This is a genomic window from Stenotrophomonas sp. NLF4-10 (genome assembly GCF_022359915.1).
Classification (GTDB): domain Bacteria; phylum Pseudomonadota; class Gammaproteobacteria; order Xanthomonadales; family Xanthomonadaceae; genus Stenotrophomonas; species Stenotrophomonas daejeonensis.
Window position 1 is genome coordinate 1,140,433 of the sequence record NZ_JAKSEE010000003.1, and the last position, 18,512, is coordinate 1,158,944.

At 69.5% G+C, this 18,512-nt stretch carries 22 protein-coding genes; 10 read left to right on the forward strand and 12 right to left on the reverse strand.

Annotation, left to right across the window (positions count from 1 at the left end; all coding sequences use genetic code 11):
- Positions 1–9: 9 nt before the first annotated feature.
- Positions 10–951 (forward strand): prolyl aminopeptidase, encoded by a 942-nt coding sequence (gene pip, locus MIC98_RS05420; protein ID WP_239736353.1) that lies wholly within the window; start codon positions 10–12, stop codon positions 949–951.
- Positions 952–1,146: 195 nt separating this feature from the next.
- On the opposite strand, the gene MIC98_RS05425 is transcribed toward pip, so the two are convergent.
- The 4 genes from MIC98_RS05425 to MIC98_RS05440 are packed head-to-tail and all read right to left on the reverse strand — an operon-like array spanning position 1,147 to position 4,011.
- Positions 1,147–1,956 carry an N-formylglutamate amidohydrolase gene (locus MIC98_RS05425; RefSeq protein WP_239736354.1) on the reverse strand — a complete coding sequence of 270 codons (810 nt, stop codon included), beginning with the start codon at positions 1,954–1,956 and terminating at the stop codon, positions 1,147–1,149.
- On the reverse strand, positions 1,953–2,504 hold the full coding sequence (locus MIC98_RS05430) for an NUDIX hydrolase (RefSeq protein WP_057641746.1): 552 nt from the start codon (positions 2,502–2,504) through the stop codon (positions 1,953–1,955). The genes MIC98_RS05425 and MIC98_RS05430 overlap by 4 nt, the downstream gene beginning before the upstream one ends.
- On the reverse strand, positions 2,501–3,439 hold the full coding sequence (locus tag MIC98_RS05435; protein ID WP_239736355.1) for a 5'-3' exonuclease H3TH domain-containing protein: 939 nt from the start codon (positions 3,437–3,439) through the stop codon (positions 2,501–2,503). Before MIC98_RS05435 ends, MIC98_RS05430 begins: the two co-directional genes overlap by 4 nt.
- Positions 3,436–4,011, reverse strand: coding sequence for a nitroreductase (locus tag MIC98_RS05440; protein WP_057641744.1), 576 nt, complete (start codon positions 4,009–4,011; stop codon positions 3,436–3,438). The genes MIC98_RS05435 and MIC98_RS05440 overlap by 4 nt, the downstream gene beginning before the upstream one ends.
- Before the next feature lie 299 nt (positions 4,012–4,310).
- On the opposite strand from MIC98_RS05440, the gene MIC98_RS05445 reads away from it, so the two are divergent.
- From MIC98_RS05445 to MIC98_RS05455, 3 genes are all read left to right on the forward strand, one after another.
- Positions 4,311–6,617: a DUF1631 domain-containing protein gene (locus MIC98_RS05445; RefSeq protein ID WP_239736356.1), complete on the forward strand. Its 2,307-nt coding sequence runs from the start codon at positions 4,311–4,313 to the stop codon at positions 6,615–6,617.
- Positions 6,618–6,774: 157 nt separating this feature from the next.
- A complete protein-coding gene (locus MIC98_RS05450) occupies positions 6,775–7,863 on the forward strand; it encodes an NAD(P) transhydrogenase subunit alpha (RefSeq protein WP_239736357.1) in 1,089 nt (362 codons plus the stop codon).
- Entirely contained in the window at positions 7,860–8,288 is a 429-nt protein-coding gene (locus MIC98_RS05455; protein ID WP_239736358.1) for a hypothetical protein, read from the forward strand. The genes MIC98_RS05450 and MIC98_RS05455 overlap by 4 nt, the downstream gene beginning before the upstream one ends.
- 375 nt (positions 8,289–8,663) lie before the next feature.
- Here MIC98_RS05455 and MIC98_RS05460 read toward each other — a convergent pair whose 3' ends face one another.
- Genes MIC98_RS05460 through MIC98_RS05470 form a run of 3 tightly spaced genes read right to left on the reverse strand, consistent with a single transcriptional unit; the run spans position 8,664 to position 9,969 of the window.
- A complete protein-coding gene (locus tag MIC98_RS05460) occupies positions 8,664–9,071 on the reverse strand; it encodes a DUF3106 domain-containing protein (protein WP_239736359.1) in 408 nt (135 codons plus the stop codon).
- A 5-nt stretch (positions 9,072–9,076) separates the two neighbouring features.
- The gene (locus MIC98_RS05465) at positions 9,077–9,433 is read right to left on the reverse strand and encodes a hypothetical protein (RefSeq protein WP_239736360.1); all 357 of its coding nucleotides are present in this window, start codon (positions 9,431–9,433) and stop codon (positions 9,077–9,079) included.
- On the reverse strand, positions 9,430–9,969 hold the full coding sequence (locus MIC98_RS05470) for an RNA polymerase sigma factor (protein ID WP_239736361.1): 540 nt from the start codon (positions 9,967–9,969) through the stop codon (positions 9,430–9,432). The genes MIC98_RS05465 and MIC98_RS05470 overlap by 4 nt, the downstream gene beginning before the upstream one ends.
- Positions 9,970–10,105: 136 nt before the next feature.
- On the opposite strand from MIC98_RS05470, the gene MIC98_RS05475 reads away from it, so the two are divergent.
- Positions 10,106–10,414 (forward strand): NAD(P) transhydrogenase subunit alpha, encoded by a 309-nt coding sequence (locus tag MIC98_RS05475; RefSeq protein WP_239736362.1) that lies wholly within the window; start codon positions 10,106–10,108, stop codon positions 10,412–10,414.
- Entirely contained in the window at positions 10,411–11,865 is a 1,455-nt protein-coding gene (locus tag MIC98_RS05480) for an NAD(P)(+) transhydrogenase (Re/Si-specific) subunit beta (protein ID WP_239736363.1), read from the forward strand. The genes MIC98_RS05475 and MIC98_RS05480 overlap by 4 nt, the downstream gene beginning before the upstream one ends.
- Positions 11,866–12,142: 277 nt before the next feature.
- Here MIC98_RS05480 and MIC98_RS05485 read toward each other — a convergent pair whose 3' ends face one another.
- Positions 12,143–12,568, reverse strand: coding sequence for a hypothetical protein (locus MIC98_RS05485; RefSeq protein ID WP_239736364.1), 426 nt, complete (start codon positions 12,566–12,568; stop codon positions 12,143–12,145).
- A 107-nt stretch (positions 12,569–12,675) separates the two neighbouring features.
- On the opposite strand from MIC98_RS05485, the gene sufT reads away from it, so the two are divergent.
- Entirely contained in the window at positions 12,676–13,227 is a 552-nt protein-coding gene (gene sufT / locus MIC98_RS05490) for a putative Fe-S cluster assembly protein SufT (protein ID WP_057641735.1), read from the forward strand.
- Between the two features lie 63 nt (positions 13,228–13,290).
- Positions 13,291–14,388, forward strand: coding sequence for a branched-chain amino acid aminotransferase (locus MIC98_RS05495; protein ID WP_239736365.1), 1,098 nt, complete (start codon positions 13,291–13,293; stop codon positions 14,386–14,388).
- Between the two features lie 238 nt (positions 14,389–14,626).
- On the opposite strand, the gene ybaK is transcribed toward MIC98_RS05495, so the two are convergent.
- The 4 genes from ybaK to wrbA all read right to left on the reverse strand — a co-directional run bounded on the left by ybaK (position 14,627) and on the right by wrbA (position 16,602).
- Positions 14,627–15,100: a Cys-tRNA(Pro) deacylase gene (ybaK, locus tag MIC98_RS05500; protein WP_239736366.1), complete on the reverse strand. Its 474-nt coding sequence runs from the start codon at positions 15,098–15,100 to the stop codon at positions 14,627–14,629.
- Between the two features lies 1 nt (position 15,101).
- On the reverse strand, positions 15,102–15,587 hold the full coding sequence (locus MIC98_RS05505; RefSeq protein ID WP_239738043.1) for an asparaginase domain-containing protein: 486 nt from the start codon (positions 15,585–15,587) through the stop codon (positions 15,102–15,104).
- 89 nt (positions 15,588–15,676) lie between these two features.
- Positions 15,677–16,012: a DUF2069 domain-containing protein gene (locus MIC98_RS05510; protein WP_239736367.1), complete on the reverse strand. Its 336-nt coding sequence runs from the start codon at positions 16,010–16,012 to the stop codon at positions 15,677–15,679.
- Positions 16,009–16,602, reverse strand: coding sequence for an NAD(P)H:quinone oxidoreductase (wrbA, locus tag MIC98_RS05515; RefSeq protein WP_239736368.1), 594 nt, complete (start codon positions 16,600–16,602; stop codon positions 16,009–16,011). The genes MIC98_RS05510 and wrbA overlap by 4 nt, the downstream gene beginning before the upstream one ends.
- Positions 16,603–16,679: 77 nt before the next feature.
- Here wrbA and MIC98_RS05520 point away from each other — a divergent pair, with 77 nt between their 5' ends.
- Positions 16,680–17,954 (forward strand): YihY family inner membrane protein, encoded by a 1,275-nt coding sequence (locus MIC98_RS05520; protein ID WP_239736369.1) that lies wholly within the window; start codon positions 16,680–16,682, stop codon positions 17,952–17,954.
- The gene (locus MIC98_RS05525; RefSeq protein ID WP_057640133.1) at positions 17,951–18,508 is read left to right on the forward strand and encodes a TlpA disulfide reductase family protein; all 558 of its coding nucleotides are present in this window, start codon (positions 17,951–17,953) and stop codon (positions 18,506–18,508) included. The genes MIC98_RS05520 and MIC98_RS05525 overlap by 4 nt, the downstream gene beginning before the upstream one ends.
- Positions 18,509–18,512 lie beyond the last annotated feature (4 nt).

The following is an 18,512-nucleotide window of genomic DNA, read 5'->3' on the forward strand; positions in this document are numbered from 1 at the left end:
AGGCCGCGCATGCGCACGCTTTATCCCGAAATCGCCCCCTACGACACCGGCACGCTCAAGGTCGACGACCGCCACGTGCTGTACTACGAGCAATGCGGCAACCCCGACGGCAAGCCGGTGGTGATGCTGCACGGGGGGCCCGGCGGCGGCTGCACCGACAAAATGCGCCAGTTCCACGACCCGGCGAAGTACCGCATCGTGCTGTTCGACCAGCGCGGCTCCGGCCGCTCCACCCCGCACGCGGACCTGGTGGACAACACCACCTGGGACCTGGTGGCCGACATCGAGAAGCTGCGCGGGCATCTGGGCATCGACAGGTGGCAGGTATTCGGCGGCAGCTGGGGTTCGACGCTGGCGCTGGCCTATGCCCAAACCCACCCACAGCGCGTCACCGAGCTGGTGCTGCGCGGCATCTTCATGCTGCGCCGCTGGGAACTGGAGTGGTTCTACCAGGAAGGCGCCAACCGCCTGTTCCCGGATGCGTGGGAGCACTACGTGGGTGCGATCCCGGCAGTGGAGCGCTTTGACCTGATCTCGGCCTTCCACCGCCGCCTGACCAGCGACGACGAGGCCACCCGGCTGGCCGCGGCCAAGGCATGGAGCGTGTGGGAAGGCGCCACCAGCTTCCTGCACGTGGACGCCGACTTCGCCGACAGCCATGCCGACCCGCGTTTCGCGCTGGCCTTTGCACGCATCGAGAACCACTACTTCGTCAACGGCGGCTTCTTCGAGGTCGAGGACCAACTGCTGCGCGACGCCCACCGCATCGCCGACATCCCCGGCGTGATCGTGCACGGCCGCTACGACGTGGTGTGCCCGCTGGCCAACGCCTGGGACCTGCACAAGGCCTGGCCGAAGGCGCAGCTGCACATCACCCCGGCCTCGGGCCATTCGGCGTTCGAGGCCGAGAACGTGGATGCGCTGGTGCGCGCGACCGACGGCTTCGCCTGATCCGATCGACGCGTGGCCCTCTCTCGCCGGGAGGGCGCACGCACGTAGGTCGGGGTTACATCCCCGACGCGCACCTCCAGGTATCCCGTGCGTCGGGGGTGTAACCCCGACCTACGACCATGCGCTTCCGTAGATGCGGGGCTTGCCCCGCATGAAGCTCCACCGGGAAAGCCCCATGCGGGGCAATCCCCGCATCTACGCCGGCAATGCCGGCTGCAGGGCCGTGAACAACCGTTCCAGCCGCGCCGCCCATGCCTGCTGGCCGGCGGCGTCGGCGATCAGGTCCTGGCGGATTTCCAGCTCCACGTGCAGCAGCCCGCGGCCCTCGCCGTGCACCGGCACCGCATAGTCGCTGCTGTCGCTGACCGCATACGGCTGGTTGTCGCCGACGTCGAGGTCGCCCTCGGCGCGCAGCGCGTCGCGCAATGCGTGGGCGAAGCGCGCATCGCGGTGGTACAGCACGCCGCAATGCCACGGGCGCGGATGGCCGTTCATCACCGGGGTGAAGCTGTGCATCATCACCAGCAGGGTGGGCTGGCCGGCGTCGCGGCGGCGGTCCAGTTCGGCGGCGATGCGCGCGTGGTAGGGCGCATGGATGGCGTCGATGCGTTGCTGCCGCTGCGCGGAATCCAGCCCGGCATTGCCCGGCACCAGGGTGCCGTCGCTGGTTTCGGGTATCAGCGTGGGCGAAGCCAGCGGCCGGTTGCAGTCGATCACCAGCCGCGACCAGGTCTGTTCGATGGCGAACGCATCCAGCCGTCGTGCCAGTTCGACGGTGGTGCCGGCGATGCCGATGTCCCAGCCGATGTGCCGGTCCAGCTCCGCCTGCGGCAGGCCGAGGTTGCCCAGCGCCGCGGGCACGCGTTGCCCGGCGTGGTCGGCCAGCAGCATGAACGGCGAGGCGCCGTGCGGGTTGTGCACGGTAAACGGCGGCGGGTCGTCGCGGCCAAGCAGGGACGCGACGGCCGTGATCGGACTTCCGGCCGGGTTTGCGTGCAGGTTCATCGTGGGCGGCCGTCCAGGTGATGCTCGATCATCCACAGCCCCGCCCACAGCTTGGCGTCCAGCTCGTAGCCTTCGGCCATCTTTTGCACCAGCCAAGCCGCGGCGCGGGCGCGTGGGATGGCATGCACGGTGATGTCCTCGCTGTCGTCGCCGCCACCGGCGCCGACCCTGCGCAGGCCGGTGGCGCGGACGAAGGCGATCTTCTCGCTGCTGGCGCCGGAGGAGGTGGGGCCGATCATCAGCACTTCGGCATGGTCGGCGGTCCAGCCGGTTTCCTCCTCCAGCTCGCGGACGGCCGAGTCCTCGATGGATTCGCCGGCGTCGATGTCGCCGACCAGCCCGGCCGGCATCTCGATGGTGCGCGCCTGCAGCGGCACGCGGAACTGCTCGACGAACAGCACCTCGTCCTCCGGGGTGACCGCGACGATGATCGCCGCCAGCCCGCCGGCATGGGTACGCTCGCTGTATTCCCAACTGCCGCGCACCAGCATGCGCTGGTACCTGCCTTCGTAGACGACGCGGGGTTCGGAGGTGTTGTCGTGGCTCATGCGAACTCGCTGGCGGGAGGGGAAGGGAGGTCCAGCCCGGCCGCGGCCAGCAGCCGGCGCCGGGTCAGCGGGCCGAAGCGCAGCGCCTGGCACAGCCCGGCGAGCATGTCGGCATCGGCCGCGCCGCGCGCGAAGCCGGGCGTGGCCGCGGCCAGCGGCGCATCGAGCGCGATGGTCGTCAATTGCCGGAACAGCAGCGCCTGTTCGCGCTGCTCGCGCAGCCGCGCGGCCATCTGCGCGGCGCCGCGTAGGCGCAGGAACGGGATTTCGTCGATCCGCTGCAGCATCGCGTCGAGGCTGCCGAAGTGCGCCAGCAGCACCGCCGCCGACTTGGCGCCGATGCCGGTCACGCCGGGGATGTTGTCCACCGCATCACCGCACAGCGCCAGGTAGTCGGCGATCTGGTGCGCGTGCACGCCGTGCCGCGCCTTGACCCCGGCCGCGCCCCAGCGCTGGTTGCGCGCGTAGTCCCACTGCTCGTCGTGTTCGCCCAGCAGCTGCGACAGGTCCTTGTCGGCCGACACGATCACCCCGCGCGATGCGTCGCCGCGGCTGGCGTGCAGGGCGCTGCCGATCAGGTCGTCGGCCTCGTAGTCGCGGTCGGCCAGTACGCCCAGGCCCAGCGCCGCGCACAGCGCCTTGCAGTGCGCGAACTGGCGGCGCAGCGCTTCCGGCGCCGGTTCGCGGTTGGCCTTGTAGGCCGGGTACAGCTGGTGGCGGAAGCAGCTGTCCAGCGCCTCGTCGAAGGCGATGGCGATGTGCGCCGGGCGCTCGCGTTCGAGCAGTTCCAGCAGGAAGCGGGCGAAGCCGTGCACCGCGTTGGTCGGCCAGCCCTGCGCATCCTGGAATTCGTCGGGCATCGAGTGCCAGGCGCGGAACACGTACAGGCTGGCGTCGACCAGGTACAGCGGCCGGCGCGGCGCCAGCGCGTTCACGGCCGCCAGTCTTCCAGCAGCGCGGCCGGGTCCGGCCGCTCGCGCTCGGGCACCTGCAGCTTCGGCGTGCCGATGTGGACGAAGCCGACGATGCGCTCGTTGCCGGTCAGGCCAAGGTGGCGGGCGACCTCGGCGTCGTAGGCCATCCACGCGGTCAGCCACTGTGCGCCGAAGCCGAAGCCCTGCGCGGCCTGCAGCAGGGCGAAGCAGGCGCAGCCGGCGCTCAGCAATTGTTCCTGCTCGGGCACCTTGGGGTGGTCCTGCAACCGGGCGACCACCGCGATGACCAGCGGCGCATGCGAGAAGCGCTTGCGGTCCTTTTCGACCACCGCCGTGGCCGCCTGTGGGTCGCGTTCATGGCTGCGACGGGCGACGAATTCGCCCAGCGCGTGCCGGGCATCGCCCTGCAGGCGCAGGAAGCGGAACGGCACCAGCTTGCCGTGGTCGGGCACCCGCACCGCCGCGGCCAGCATCTTCAGCAGGGTGGCCTGGTCCGGGCCGGGCTCCCCCAACTGCAGGGACGGGACCGAGCGGCGCTGTTCCAGGGCGTGCAGGAAACCGGGGTCGGGCATGGTTCATCGCAGACGACGGGGAATCAAGGATTATAGACATCGGCCGATGCCCTGCTTCAGGCGGCGGGAAATCTGCGTTCTGCCACGGCAGCGGCGGTTTTCTCGCCAATTCGACGGCGGGTGCTTAGCATGGCGCTGGATGCCGGGTTGCCGGCAGCGAGGTACAAAGTGCGGACTGCATCACTGACCCTGTTCAGCGAGTCTCCTTACCATGCACGGGCGGTGCTTGGGGGAGCAGCCGTATCCCACTTTCCGTTTTCCGGCATTCCGGCCTCCCGCCGGGTGTGGAGCAGTTGCGCATGAAGTCCAGTCCGCATCCATCAGGCCACCCCGGGCACAACCCGGGTCTGCTGGCGCTTGCCCGCGACGCCGCGCTGCCGGCGCTGTCCAGTGCCTTCGACAAGGCCCTGGCCGGATTCGACGACGAACTGTTCAACCGCGCCGAGACTGCCGGCGCCTCGCAGCTGGTGTTCCTCGACGGCATGCGCGAGCTGCGCCGCCGCCGCGAGGACATCACCCTGCGCTTCGGCGCGCACCTGAAGCAGGCATGGGAATCGCTGGAAGGCGGCACGCCGCTGTCCGCCGAGCTGGTGCTGACCCAGGCCGCGCAGGGTGACGGCGGGTTGAGCCTGTTGTCCGAGCACGACCTCGAATCGCGGCTGGCGGTGCGCAATTTCGCCAGCGTGGTGCTGCGCGACTGGAAGCCGGTGCTGGCGCGGCTGGACCGCCGCCTGGCGTGGGTGGCCGGCGTGGACGAGATGGACGCCAGCAGCAACCCGGTCGGCCCCGAGCACATCGGCGTCGCCCTGCACGAGGCGTTCTCCACCTGCGACCTGGTGGCCGAGGTGCGGCTGGTGCTGATCAAGCTGTGCGAGCGCGAATTCGCTGCACAGGTCGGCCGCATCTACCGCGACGTGGACGAAGGCCTGGCCGAGGCCGGGGTGATGCCGGGCATCTCCCAGCCGGGCCGTCCCGCCGCGCCGCGGGCTGCGGCCAAGGCGCGGCACGAGCCGGAGCCGGAGCCGGAGCCGGCCCGCGAGGCCGAACCGGAGGACCCGCAGGGCGCGCCGGCATGGGCGCGGCGCTTCACCGAGCGCTGGGCCCGGCACCGCAGCGAACTGCAGGCCGGCGCACATGGCGCCCTCGGCGACGAGCCGGCGCCGAACGGGCAGAACATGGTGCTTGAAGCGCTGCACGAACTGCTGGCGCAGACCCGCCACGTGCGCGAGGACGCCACCGCCGCCGCGCAGGTCGCGGTGGGCCAGCAGCGGCCGTTGAGCCAGCACGAGATGATGTCGGTGCTGTCGTTGCTGCAGGCCACGCCAACGGCCACCTTGCGCGCGGCGGTCGGTGACGAAACCGAATCGCTGGCGCAGCGGCTGAAGAACGAAGTGATTTCCGGCGCCACCCGGCTGGGCGTGGATCCGTCGCAGGCGCGGCTGGACCCGCAGGACGAGGACGCCATCGACCTGGTCGGCATGCTGTTCGACGTGATGCTGGACGAGCGCGAACTGGAAGGCCGCTCGCGCGAACTGATCGGCCGCCTGGTGGTGCCGTTCGTCAAGGTCGCCATGCTCGACCGGCGCATGTTCGTGCAGAAGACCCACCCGGCGCGCAAGCTGCTCAACTCGCTGGCCGAGGCCTGCGAAGGCAATGCCGGCGAAAGCCAGGCCGAGCGCGCGCTGATGGGCAAGGTCGAGGAGATCATCGACCGGCTGATCGCTGAATTCAACGAGAACTTGGCGATCTTCCTGACCCTGGAAGAGGAGTTCCGGGACTTCCTCGCCCAGCACCGCCGCCGCATCGAGATCGCCGAGCGCCGCGCGACCGAAACCCAGCGCGGCCAGGAAAAGCTGGAAATGGCGCGCAGCCGCGCCGCCGCCGAACTGGACAAGCGCCTGCAGGCCGGCGCGCCGCTGCCGGCGGCGATCGGCGACTTCCTGCGTCAGCCGTGGAACCACCATCTGACCCTCGGCCTGCTGCGCGAAGGCGAGGACGGCGCCGCGGTCGGCGAGGCGTTGCAGCTGGCCGACACGCTGCTGGAGGAAGTGGCCGAGGCGCACCGCCACATCGTCGGCAAGCCGTGGCTGCAATCCTGCCAGCCGGCGCTGCGCAAGGTGTTCGCCAGCGTCGGCCTGCATGGCGAAGGCAGCGTGGCGGCGATCGACGCGCTGCACGACACGCTGCAGGCCATCGCCGAAGCGCGCCCGGAGCTGGAGCGCGCGCTGCCGGAACTGCCGCAGGTGGCGCTGCCGACGGCGCCGGTGCAGGAATCGCCGGCGCTCGACCTCGGTGCCGAGAAGACCGAAAGCGTGGACGTCGCCGATGCCGAGCGCTACCGCGGCATGGCCGTGGGCACCTGGCTGGACTTCGTCGACAAGGACGGCAAGGTGCAGGCCGGCAAGCTGTCGTGGGTGAGCCCGATTTCCTCGCGGCTGCTGTTCGTCAACCGCCGCGGCGTGCGTTTCTGCGTCGCCTCGCCGGAGGAACTGGTGGTGATGGAGCGGCTGGGCCGGCTGCGCCCGCACCTGGACGACGGCGCATTCGACACCGCGATGCAGGGCGTGATCGACCGCCTCGACCCGCAGCAGCCCACGCTGCACTGACGCGGTTTTCCACCCGTTGCGGCGGCGGGGCTTGCCCCGCCGCGTTCGTATCCGCGGAAACCGATCGCCGGATGTTTTCATCCGCACGCATGTGCCGCCGCAAGGCCCGGCTTTGCTACGATCCGACGCGTATTCAACTGCGCATCGAGGACGGGCAATGGCCGTGGATGTACTGGTGTTGAAGGAAACCGCGAGCGGCGAGCGGCGCGTGTCGGCCACGCCGGAGACGGTGAAGAAGCTGCGGGCGGCCGGCGCCGAGGTGCGGGTGCAGGCCGGTGCCGGCAGCGCCGCCGGTTTCACCGATGCAGCCTATGCCGAAGCCGGCGCCCGGATCGATGACGCCATCGGCGACGCCGAGCTGGTGCTGTGCGTGCAGGCACCGGCGCCGGCACGGATCGAAAGCCTCAAGTCCGGCGCGGTGCTGGTCGGCATGCTGCACCCGCAGGCCGACGCGGCGCGCGCGGCCGCGTTGCAGGCACGGCAGCTGACCGCCTTCCCGCTGGAGCGGTTGCCGCGTACCACCCGCGCGCAGGCGATGGACGTACTCAGCTCGCAGGCCGGCATGGCCGGCTACAAGGCCACGCTGATCGCCGCGCAGCTGGCGCCGCGCTTCTTCCCGATGCTGACCACCGCCGCCGGCACCATCCGCCCGTCGAAGGTGCTGGTGGTCGGTGCCGGCGTGGCCGGGTTGCAGGCCATCGCCACCGCCAGGCGCCTGGGCGCGCAGGTGGAAGGCTTCGACGTGCGCCCGGAAACCCGCGAGCAGATCGAATCGCTGGGTGGCAAGTTCCTCGACCTCGGCGTCAGCGCCGCCGGCGAGGGCGGCTATGCGCGCCAGCTGACGGACGAAGAGCGCGCCGAGCAGCAGCAGCGGCTGGCCGAGCACCTCAAGGGCATCGACGTGGTGATCTGCACCGCCGCGGTGCCCGGGCGGCCCGCGCCGAAGATCGTGACTGCGGCGATGGTGGCGGGCATGAAGCCGGGCAGCGTCATCGTCGACCTGGCCGCCGAAACCGGCGGCAACTGCGAGGCGACCAAGCCGGGCGAAACCATCGGCGTCGGCGGCGTCACCGTCGCCGGCCCGCTGGACCTGGCCAGCATGGGCGCCGTCCACGCCAGCGAGATGTACGCGCGCAACGTGCTCAACTTCGTCTCGCTGTTCCTGAAGGACGGCGCGCTGGCCTTCGACTGGAACGACGAACTGCTGGCGAAGACGGTGTGGCCGGAGCGGCCGGCCGACGCATGAGGTTGCGTGCCGGGATTGCAGTTGCGTGGTTGGTCGCTGCGGGTTTTGGCAGTGGCCTTGCTTTCGCGGATGACGAACCGCTACGTGTTGCGTACCGGCACTTGGCCGAAAACCCGGACAAATATGCGGGCAAGCGCGTGCAGGTGCCGGCCTGTGTCGCGACGGCCATGCATCATGGTGTCTATCTGTATGACTGTGATGATTCCCATGTGCGGATCATTACGTTGGCAGGCCCCTCCATGATTCTGGAAGAACTGTTCGGCACGCGCGACATGTTGAGGGTGCGGCGGGCAGCGGCCACGGTTTCGGGCGTGTTCGAGTGGCGGCCCGATGCTCTGCCGCAATGCTGTCTGGACAACCGCGTCCTGTTGCGTGCCGAATCGGTGTCCGATGTGACGCGATTGTCGATCCTGCCGAATGATTGACGGCATGCAGGTTGGGCCGGCGAAGGAAGGCCGACTTTGCCTTTGGGATATTTCATGGCGCTGGGCTGACCGGCCATTCGGCTGTTGAAAAGTGCTTCGCTGCGCTCAACCCAGCCTGCGAAGTGGCATGGGCTGGAGCGCGGGCTTGAAGCCCCTCTCCCTCCGGGAGAGGAGTTGGGGTGAGGGGCAAACGGATCGGGGTGGTTAACCATCACGGACTCCGTTTGACCCTCATCCGCCCTCCGGGCACCTGCATGCGGCACATCCATATGCCGCCCCCTTTGGGCGGCTTCGCCGCGCAACTAGGCAATCCTGCCGAGTTGTCTCCCGCAGGGAGAAGGAAGATCAAAGACGTTGCGCGCTGCCGCCTCCCGCTCAACGCGGCGGGTTGGCTTCCACCCACTGCCGGCGCTGCTCGGGCGTCATCTTCCGCCACTGCTCGCGCAGTTGCTCGCGCTGTGCCTTGTCCATGCCGCGCATCTTTCCGAACAGGGCGCGGGCCTCGCGCTGCTGCTGCGGGGACATGCTCTCGAAGCGGCGCATGCCGCGCCGCGCCTGTTCGTGCTGCTCGGGCGTCATCTGCTGCCAGCTGCGGGCATGCTCATACATGTGCCGGCGGCGTTCGGGCGGGGCGTCGTTCCAGCGTTCGCGGACGGGGGCGATCAGGGTTTCGCGCTGGGCCGGGGTGAGCTGGTCCCATTCGGGCAATGCCTGCTGCGCGGCAACGGGAGCGGCGCAGGCGAGCAGCAGGGGCAGCAACAGGAAAAACGGGCGGGTGTTCATCGTTCTCACTCCATCGCCAGGGCATCCGAACCCAGCCACAGGTACAGCTCGGGGCTTTCGTCGAACAGCAGGGAAACGTCGTCGTCGCTGGCGCCGGCTGCGGCCGCGATGTCGGCGGGCGCAGGCGTGGGCGTCGTGGGAAATTGCAGTGCCACGGTGACCGCCAGCACCGCCGAGCAGGCGCTGGCCAGCCACCAGCCGCGGCGGCGCCACGGCGAAGGCGCGCCATTGGCCGTGGCCTGCTGGCGCACCTGCCGCAGCCGGGCCAGCGTGGCCGGCGAGAGCGCGGCTTCGGCCTGCCGTTGCAGGTGCCGTACCGAGTGGTCGAAATCGTCGTGCTTGGTCGTGGGCAGGCGGTTCACCGCGTGGCCTCCAGTTGTTTCTGCAATGCGTCGCGGGCGCGCGACAGGTGGGTTTTTACCGAGCCTTCCGAACAGCCCATCGCCCGGGCGGTGGTCGCCACGTCCAGTTCCTGCAACACGCGCAGGCCGAACGCCTCGCGCTGGCGCGCAGGCAGTTGCCGCAGCGCCTGCACCAACTGCGCGTAGTCCTCGCGCTGCTCGTGCGTTTGCGCCGGGCCGGGCGTTTCGTCGGCCCAGTCGATCGGGCCGTCCTCGTCCTGCGCCGGCGCCCAGAACTTGAGGCGGAAGCTGCGGCGGCGCTGGATGTCGATGATGCGCCGGCGCAGGATGCTCCAGAACAGCGGCGTCCATTCTTCGGCCGGCTGGTCGCGGTAGCCGAGCATGCGCTCCATCGCGTCCTGCACCGCGTCCAGCGCATCGTCGCGCTGGCGCAGGCCGGCTTCGGCGAAGCGGAACGCGCGCGGGCCGATGCCGGCCAGGAAGGCATCGAGCGAGGCGGGCGCGGCGGTCGGCAGGGGCGGGCTGGTCACCAGCACAGGGTAGCGGCTCGCAAGGGGACTGCCAGTAACAACGCACGGGCGCGGAAACGGTTGACATCGCAACCGTCGCGCCGGCTTCGCTGCCGTGGTTATCATGCGGGACAGACGGTTTCACGCCTTGGAGAAAGCGGCAATGAGCGACGGGTTCGTGGCGTTGTACATCTTCATGCTGGCGGCGATCGCCGGCCACGTGATCATCTCGCGGGTGCCGGTGATCCTGCATACCCCGCTGATGTCCGGTTCCAACTTCATCCACGGCATCGTGCTGATCGGCGCGATGGTGGTGCTGGGCCATGCCGACACCACGCTGGAGAAGGCCATCGGCTTCGTCGCCGTGGCGCTGGGCGCGGGCAACGCGGCCGGCGGCTACGTGGTCACCGAGCGCATGCTGGAGATGTTCAAGTCCAGCAGGAAGCCGGCCAAGGCGGAGGACAAGGCTTGAACGTGACCACCGCGCAACTGCTTTCGTGGCTGGTGGGCACCAGCTACCTGGTCGCCGCCACGCTGTTCCTGCTGGGCCTGCAGCGCATGGCCTCGCCGATGACCGCGCGCAGCGGCATCCGCTGGGCCGGACTGGGCATGCTGATCGCCACCGCCGCCACGTTCTTCCTGCCGGGGCTGCACAACATCGCGCTGATCCTGGTGGCGCTGGTGCTGGGCACCGGGCTGGCGTGGGTGTCGGCGAAGAAGGTCGCCATCACCGACATGCCGCAGATGGTCGCCCTCTACAACGGCATGGGCGGCGGTTCGGCCGCGGCGATCGGCGCGGTGGAACTGCTGCGCTTTTCCGCGCTGGCCAACCGCGACACCAGCCATTGGAGCGCGCAGGCCATCGCCGACCTGGCTGCGCGGCAGCCGTCGGCGACGGTGCTGGCATTGGCGGTCATTGGTTCGGCGATCGGCGCGGTGTCGCTGTCCGGTTCGATCATCGCCTGGGCCAAACTCGACGGTCGGCTGGACAAGCGCGTCACCTTCCCCGGCCAGCAGGTGTTCAACCTGCTGGTGGCGGTGGCGATGGTGGCGCTGGGCGTGTGGGCGGGGATCACGCTGCAGCCGCTGGCGATCATCGGTTTCTTCGTCGTCGCGCTGGCGCTGGGCGTGTTGATGACGCTGCCGATCGGCGGCGCCGACATGCCGGTGGTGATCTCGCTGTACAACGCGTTCACCGGCCTGGCGGTGTCGTTCGAAGGTTACGTGCTCGGCAACGAGGCGCTGATCATCGCCGGCATGATGGTCGGCGCCGCCGGCATCCTGCTGACGCGCTTGATGGCCAAGGCGATGAACCGGCCGATCAGCGGCGTGCTGTTCTCCAATTTCGGCGGTGGCGGGCAGGGTGCGGAGATCAGCGGCAGCCAGAAGCCGATCGAGGCCGCCGACGTGGCGGCGATGATGGCCTTCGCCGAGCGCGTGGTGATCGTGCCCGGCTACGGCCTGGCGGTGGCGCAGGCCCAGCACAAGATATGGGAACTGGCGCAGCGGCTGATCGATCGCGGGGTCAAGGTGAAGTTCGCCATCCACCCGGTCGCCGGGCGCATGCCGGGGCACATGAACGTGCTGCTGGCCGAGGCCGGCGTGCCCTACGACCTGATCGCCGACATGGACGACATCAACCCGGAGTTCGCCACCACCGACGTGTCGCTGGTGATCGGCGCCAACGACGTGGTCAACCCGGTGGCCAAGACCGACCCGACCAGCCCGATCTACGGCATGCCGATCCTGGACGTGGTGGACTCGAAGAACACCATCGTCATCAAGCGCGGCAAGGGTACCGGTTTCGCCGGCATCGAGAACGCACTGTTCTATGCGGACAACACCCGCATGCTGTACGGCGATGGCGCGGAAATGGCCAGCGCACTGGTCAGCGAACTGAAGGCGCTGGACGGCGGGCATTGAGGCAGTGCCGGCCAGTGGCCGGCACTGCACAATGTTTGCGCAGGTGCCGGGCTTGCCCGGCACGGAGGTTGACCGGGAAGGCTTCATGCGGGGCGAGCCCCGCATCCATGGGAGGTCTGCAGCCCCGTAGGCCGGGGTTACACCCCCGGCGGCATGAACCCCAAGTGCCGGGGGCGTAGCCCCGGCCTACCTGGCTACGGAAGGTCATGCATGCGGGGTTGCCGGCCAGCGGCCGGCACTACCGGATGCGTTCACGGGACACGCCGACCCAGCGTGTTCAGCGCGCCAGCCACCATGCGAGCAACAGGCCGGCCAGCAGCCAGATGATTTCGGCAACGCCGTTGCCCAGCCCGATCAGGGTCCAGGCCAGATGCGGGCCGAGGCGCAGCGCCGATTCCAACGGTGTCAGCCCCATCGGGCCGCCGATCCAGGCCGCGGCGATGCCCCAGTTGGCGGCCAGTGCGATCAGCATGGTCGCCAGCAGCGCGACGGCCACGCGCAGCCTGCCGCCGCGCAGCGTGCCCAGGCGCAGCATCCACGCCGCTTCCAGCGCGGCGACGACCGCCATCCAGCCCGCCGGGGTGCCGGTGGCCAGGGCGGCCAGCAGCCAGGCGATGGCGACGGTGATGCTTCCCAGCAGCAACAGCGGCGGCCAGAGCCAGTGCTGGGTGCGACCGGCCGGCGGCGGGGAAAGAGGGGCCATGAGCGTTCCGCGAAAGGGCGTGCAGCATAGCGTTTCGGCGCCGGGGGCGCGCAGTCGGATAAAATGGGGTCCTTGCCGGTCTTCCCGGCGCCCCCATATCGCACGCCATGTACTCCCGCAGCAGCGAACCCGTCCACTTCGAACGCGATTGCCCGGCCGTGATGGTGCCGCAGGGCGACAGCGTGACCCTGCCCGCCGGCAGCTACGGCTACATCACCCAGGCGCTGGGCGGCAGCTATACGGTGTTCGTCGAGGGCAACCTGTTCCGCATCGCCGGCAAGGACGGTGATGCCATCGGCAAGGAAGTGACGGGGGGGCTTGACCTGCCCGCCGACGCTGGCGACGAGGACGTGGAAAAGCTGGTCTGGCAGCAGCTGCGGACCTGTTTCGACCCGGAGATCCCGTTCAACATCGTCGATCTCGGATTGATCTACGAAGTCGACATCAAGCACCTGGACGACGGCCAGCGCGAGGTGGACGTCAAGATGACGCTGACCGCGGCCGGTTGCGGCATGGGCGAGATCCTGGTCGACGACGTGCGCAGCAAGCTGGAGATGATCCCGACCGTGGCCCAGGCCGACGTCGACCTGGTGTTCGACCCGCCGTGGGGCAAGCACATGATGTCCGAGGCGGCGCGGCTCGAAACCGGCATGCTGTAAGGTCCCAACTGGCCGGTTTGCATGCAGGCCGGCTCCAAACCCGCAATCTGGAAGGAATTACCGGTGTCCCAGTCCCTGAGTTTCCGCGTCACCCGTTCGGACCACCCGCGCAGCGCGGAAGAGCGCGCCAAGGTCCTGGAAAAGCCGGGCTTCGGCCTGCACTTCACCGACCACATGGTGGCCGTGCGCTGGGACAAGGACACCGGCTGGCATGACGCGGCGGTGATGCCCTACGGCCCGATCGCGCTGGACCCGGCCGCGGCGGTGCTGCACTACGGGCAGGAAATCTTCGAGGGCATCAAGGCCTACCGCCATGCCGATGGTTCGGTGTGGACCTTCCGCCCGGACGCCAACGGCCGCCGCCTGCAGCGCTCGGCCGCACGGCTGGCGCTGCCGGAACTGCCGGTGGATATCTTCGTCGAGTCGCTGAAGCAGCTGATCGCGCTGGACAAGGACTGGGTGTCCGATGCCGACGAGGCCAGCCTGTACTTCCGCCCGTTCATGATCGGCGACGAAGCGTTCCTCGGCGTGCGTGGCGCGCACAAGGCCAGCTACTACGTCATCGCCAGCCCGGCCGGCCCGTACTTCGCCAAGGGCGTGGCGCCGGTGGCGATCTGGCTGTCCACCGACTACGCGCGCGCGGCCAAGGGCGGCACCGGCGCGGCCAAGTGCGGCGGCAACTACGCCGCCTCGCTGCTGCCGCAGCAGCAGGCGCAGGCGCAGGGCTGCTCGCAGGTGCTGTTCCTCGACCCGGTCGAGGGCAAGTACCTGGAAGAGCTGGGCGGCATGAACGTGTTCCTGGTCTACGGCAAGCAGAACAAGCTGGTCACCCCGGCGCTGTCGGGCAGCATCCTCGAAGGCATCACCCGCGAATCCATCCTGCAGCTGGCGCGCGACCGCGGCATGGACGTGGAAGAGCGCAAGGTGTCGATCGACGAGTGGAAGCAGGGGGTGGCCTCGGGCGAGATCACCGAGGTGTTCGCCTGCGGCACCGCCGCGGTCATCACCCCGATCGGCCAGCTCAAGGGCGAGGGCTTCGCCGTCGGCAACCTCGATGCCCCGGCCGGCGAGGTCACGATGTCGCTGCGCAAGGAGCTGACCGACATCCAGTACGGCCGCCTGCCGGACCGCCACGGCTGGCTGGTGCGGCTGGACGGCTGAGTTCGCGTCGCAGATTGCAGAAGGAAAGCCCCGCAAACGCGGGGCTTTCTGCTTTCTGTACTCCTTGTCTGTAGGAGCGGCGTGAGCCGCGACAGGGGATTTTCCGGGGAAGTCCCATCGCGACTCACGTCGCTCCTACAGAAAGCGGGTTCGACCAGGTAGGCCGGGGCTACGCCCCCGGCGCTCCCCCTGCATGCATGCCTGTTTCGCGGACCGGCGCCGGGGACGTAGCCCTGGCCTACTCGCAGATATCTGCATGGCGCGCTTGCAGGAACCGCAGCGCGTCGGCCGGGGCGATGTCCAGCAGCAGGCCGCGCTGGCCGGCGTTGATCCAGATGCGTTCGTGGCCCTGGGCTTGTTCGGCGAACCACGTGGCCGCCGGCCGCTGCTGCGCGAACGGGCTGATGCCGCCGACCCTGTAGCCGCTGCGGCGCTCGGCTTCGGCGACTTCCATCATCTGCGCATGCTTGCCGCCGCAGGCCGCGGCGAGCTTCTTCAGCGACAGCCGCTGGTCGCAGGGGATCACCGCCACCAGCGGCTGCTTGTCCACCCATGCCATCAGCGTCTTGAACACCCGCGCCGGTTCGACGCCCAGCGCCTGCGCCGCGGCCACGCCCTTGCTCTCGACCTCGGCGCTGTAATCGTAGGCGTGCAGGCCGTGGGCGATGCCGGCCTTGTCCAGCGCGGCGGTGGCGCGGGTGCCCCTGGCCACGTCAGAGCGACTCGAAGCGGTTGGCCTCGACGTTCTTGCGCACCTTGTCCGGGTTCCAGACACGGCCGTTCATGGCGATGTACACGCCTTCGGGCAGCGACTGCACCGCGCCAATCGCGCAGCCGATGTTGAACTCGGCGTCCGAACCGCGGAAGCGCGCCGGGCTGAGCGCGCCGGTCATCACGATGGTCTTGCTGGGGATGGTCTTGAGCACCTTGCCGGTGGCGACCATCGAGTCGGTGCCGTGGGTGACCAGCACGTGGCGGGTGGGCTGGGCGGCGATGGTGGCGCGGATCAGCTCGCGGTCGTCGTCGGTGATGTGCAGCGAGTCCTTGCGCAGGATCGGGATCACGTTGAAGCGGAAGGTCACGCCCAGCTCGCGCAGGATCATGCCGATCTGCGGGTCGCCGATCTGGTAGTCGGACTTGTCGTCGAAATAGATCTTGTCGATCGTGCCACCGGTGGTGACGATCAGGAGGTCTTCCATCATTGCGGTGAATCCATACGGTAATGGTGCAGATGATAAGCCGCATGCTTTGTCGCAGGAGCGCACCTTGGTGCGCTCCTGCGAGGGAATCAGGGCTTGCGCTTGCCGAACCGCGCGCGCAGGCCGGGCCGGCTGGCAAGCGCGACGACCAGCAGCGCCAGCACGATCTCCACCCACGCCAGCAATGCGGTTTCGCGGTGCGTCCAGGCGCTCATCACGCCGTGGCTGAACCAGAACAGCGCCAGCACCCCCGACCAGAACGGCGCGCGCCGCCAGCCCAGCCGCAGGCCGATGGCCAGCAGCAGCGGCGGTGCGGTGAACACCAGCTGCGTGGCCAGCCAGTGCTTGTCGTGCAGGAACCAGTACGTGTACAGCGCGGCCAGCGCGATCAAGGCCAGCAGCAGGGTCGGGCGTCGTGCGTTCACCGCGCCAGCCTCCGCGCGACGTCGGCCACGCGCTGGCCCAGCACGCGCGCCAAATGGGCTTCGTCGGCGCTGGGCTGCGGGTCGTCCTGCGCGCCGGCGACGTGGCTGGCGCCGTAGGGCGTGCCGCCGCCGGTGGTGTGGCTGAGCGCGGGCTCGGTGAAGGGGATGCCGACGATCAGGCAGCCGTGGTGCAGCAGCGGCAGGTGCATCGACAGCAGCGTGGATTCCTGCCCGCCGTGCATCGACGCGGTGGAGGTGAACACCGCCGCCGGCTTGCCGGCCAGGGTGCCGTTGACCCACTCGGCGCCGAGCCCGTCGAGGAAATGCTTGACCGGCGCGGCCATGTTGCCGAAACGGGTCGGGCTGCCGAGCACGATGCCGTCGCACTCGGCCAGGTCGGTCGCCTCGACATACGGTGCGCCGTCTTCCGGCACCGGCGGCGCGCTGGACTGGGTGACGGCGGCCACCGGCGGCACCGTGCGCAGGCGCGCGCTCATACCCGGAACCTCGCCGATGCCGCGGGCGATCTGCCGCGCCAGCCGCGCCACCGAGCCGCCACGGCTGTAGTACAGCACCAGGATTTCCGCCATCGCACCATCCACACGTCACACGGGAGGCGGCAGTATCGGCGATGCGGGCCGCGCTTTGCATCGGGTACCCTTGCCGCATGCAGCCTCTGGATTCGCTCAATCTGTGGATGGAACGCATCCGTGACCGGGGCCGCCGGGCCAGTTTCGCCCGGTTCCTGTGGTGCCGTTTCCTCGACGACCGCCTGTTCGAGGCGGCCGGCGCGCTGGCCTACACCACCGTGTTCGCACTGGTGCCGCTGGCCATCGTGGTGTTCGGCGTGCTGTCGGCGTTCCCGATGTTCGACCGTTGGAGCGAGGCGCTCAGCGACTACGTGTTCTCCAACTTCGTGCCATCGGCGGCGCGCGCGGCCGAAGGCTACCTGCGCCAGTTCTCGGCCAGCGTCGGCCAGCTCACCGCGGCCGGCTTCATCGCGCTGGTGGCCTCGCTGCTGATCACCCTCAACAGCGTCGAGCAGATCTTCAACCGGATCTGGCGGGTCGCCTCGGCGCGGCCGCGGCTGACCCGCTTCCTGGTCTACTGGACCGTGCTGACGCTGGGCGCGATGCTCGCCGCCGCGTCGCTGGCGGTGTCGGCCAAGGTGTTCGCGCTGCCGCTGTTCGGCACCGCCGAGGGGCGCTGGCTGGCCGACCTGTCGCTGCGGCTGGCGCCGGTGCTGATCGAGTTCGCCTGCGTGATGCTGGTCTACCGGGTGGTGCCGCACCACACGGTGAAGTGGCGCCATGCCGTGCCCGGCGCGCTGCTGGCGGTGGTGATGCTGGAACTGGTGAAGTGGGGCATGGGCCTGTACCTGGGCAGTTTCCAGGCCTACCAGAAGCTCTACGGCACCGTGGCGTTCGTGCCGATCCTGCTGCTGTGGATCTATCTGGGCTGGGTGTCGGTGCTGCTCGGCGCCTCGCTGGCTTCCTCCGTCGCCGCGTTCCGCTACCAGCCGCTGGCGTTGCGCCTGCCGCAGGGCTGTGAGCTGTATGCGCTGCTGCGCCTGCTCGGCCGTTTCCGCGAGGCGCGCCGGAGCGGACAAGGGCTGGACGAGGAAGAACTGCTGACGCTGGAGCCGATGCTCACCGACTCGCTGCTGCAGCAGATGCTGGAGCAGATGGAAGGCATCGGCCTGCTGCGCCGCGACGAGCGCGGGCAATGGCTGCTGGCACGCGACCTGGGCGGCATCACCCTGCACGAGCTGTACGAAAGTGCGCAGCTGCGCATCCCGGTGGCGGAGGAGTATCTGCCGTTCCGCGAGGATGCGTTGGGCCAGGCCGCCTGCGCGGCGCTGGACGAACTGCGCGTGCCATTGCGCGCGCAGCTCAAGCGCAACGTGGACGATATCTACACCCATGCCGGAGAAAGCCGATGACCCCCCGATTGCCCTGCCTGGCGCTGCTGGCGCTGGCATTGGCGGCCTGCAAGCCGCAGCCCGAAACCGTCGCACCCGAAGTCGATGCGCCGTCGCCGGCCACCCAGCCGGCCAGCGCCGGGGCGGTGGAGCACACCGCGGAAATGCCGCGCTTGCAGGTGCAGACCGTGGACGGCAAGTCCTACGACCTGGCCGACCACCGTGGGCAATGGGTGCTGGTCAACTTCTGGGCCACCTGGTGCGGCCCGTGCCTGCAGGAGATGCCGGAGTTGTCGGCGCTGCACGCCATGCGCGGCAACATCGACGTGGTCGGCCTGGCCTACGAGGACATCGAGCCGGCGGACATGCAGGCCTTCCTCGACAAGCACCCGGTCGCCTACCCGATCGCCATCCTCGACCCCTACGACCCGCCGCAGGATTTCGCCACCCCGCGCGGGTTGCCGATGACCTGGCTGATCGCGCCGGACGGCAAGGTGGCCCGGCAGTTCGTCGGCCCGGTCGATGCGCGGCAGGTCGAGCAGGCCATCGCCGAGGCCGGCGGCGAAGCGGGTTGAGCGG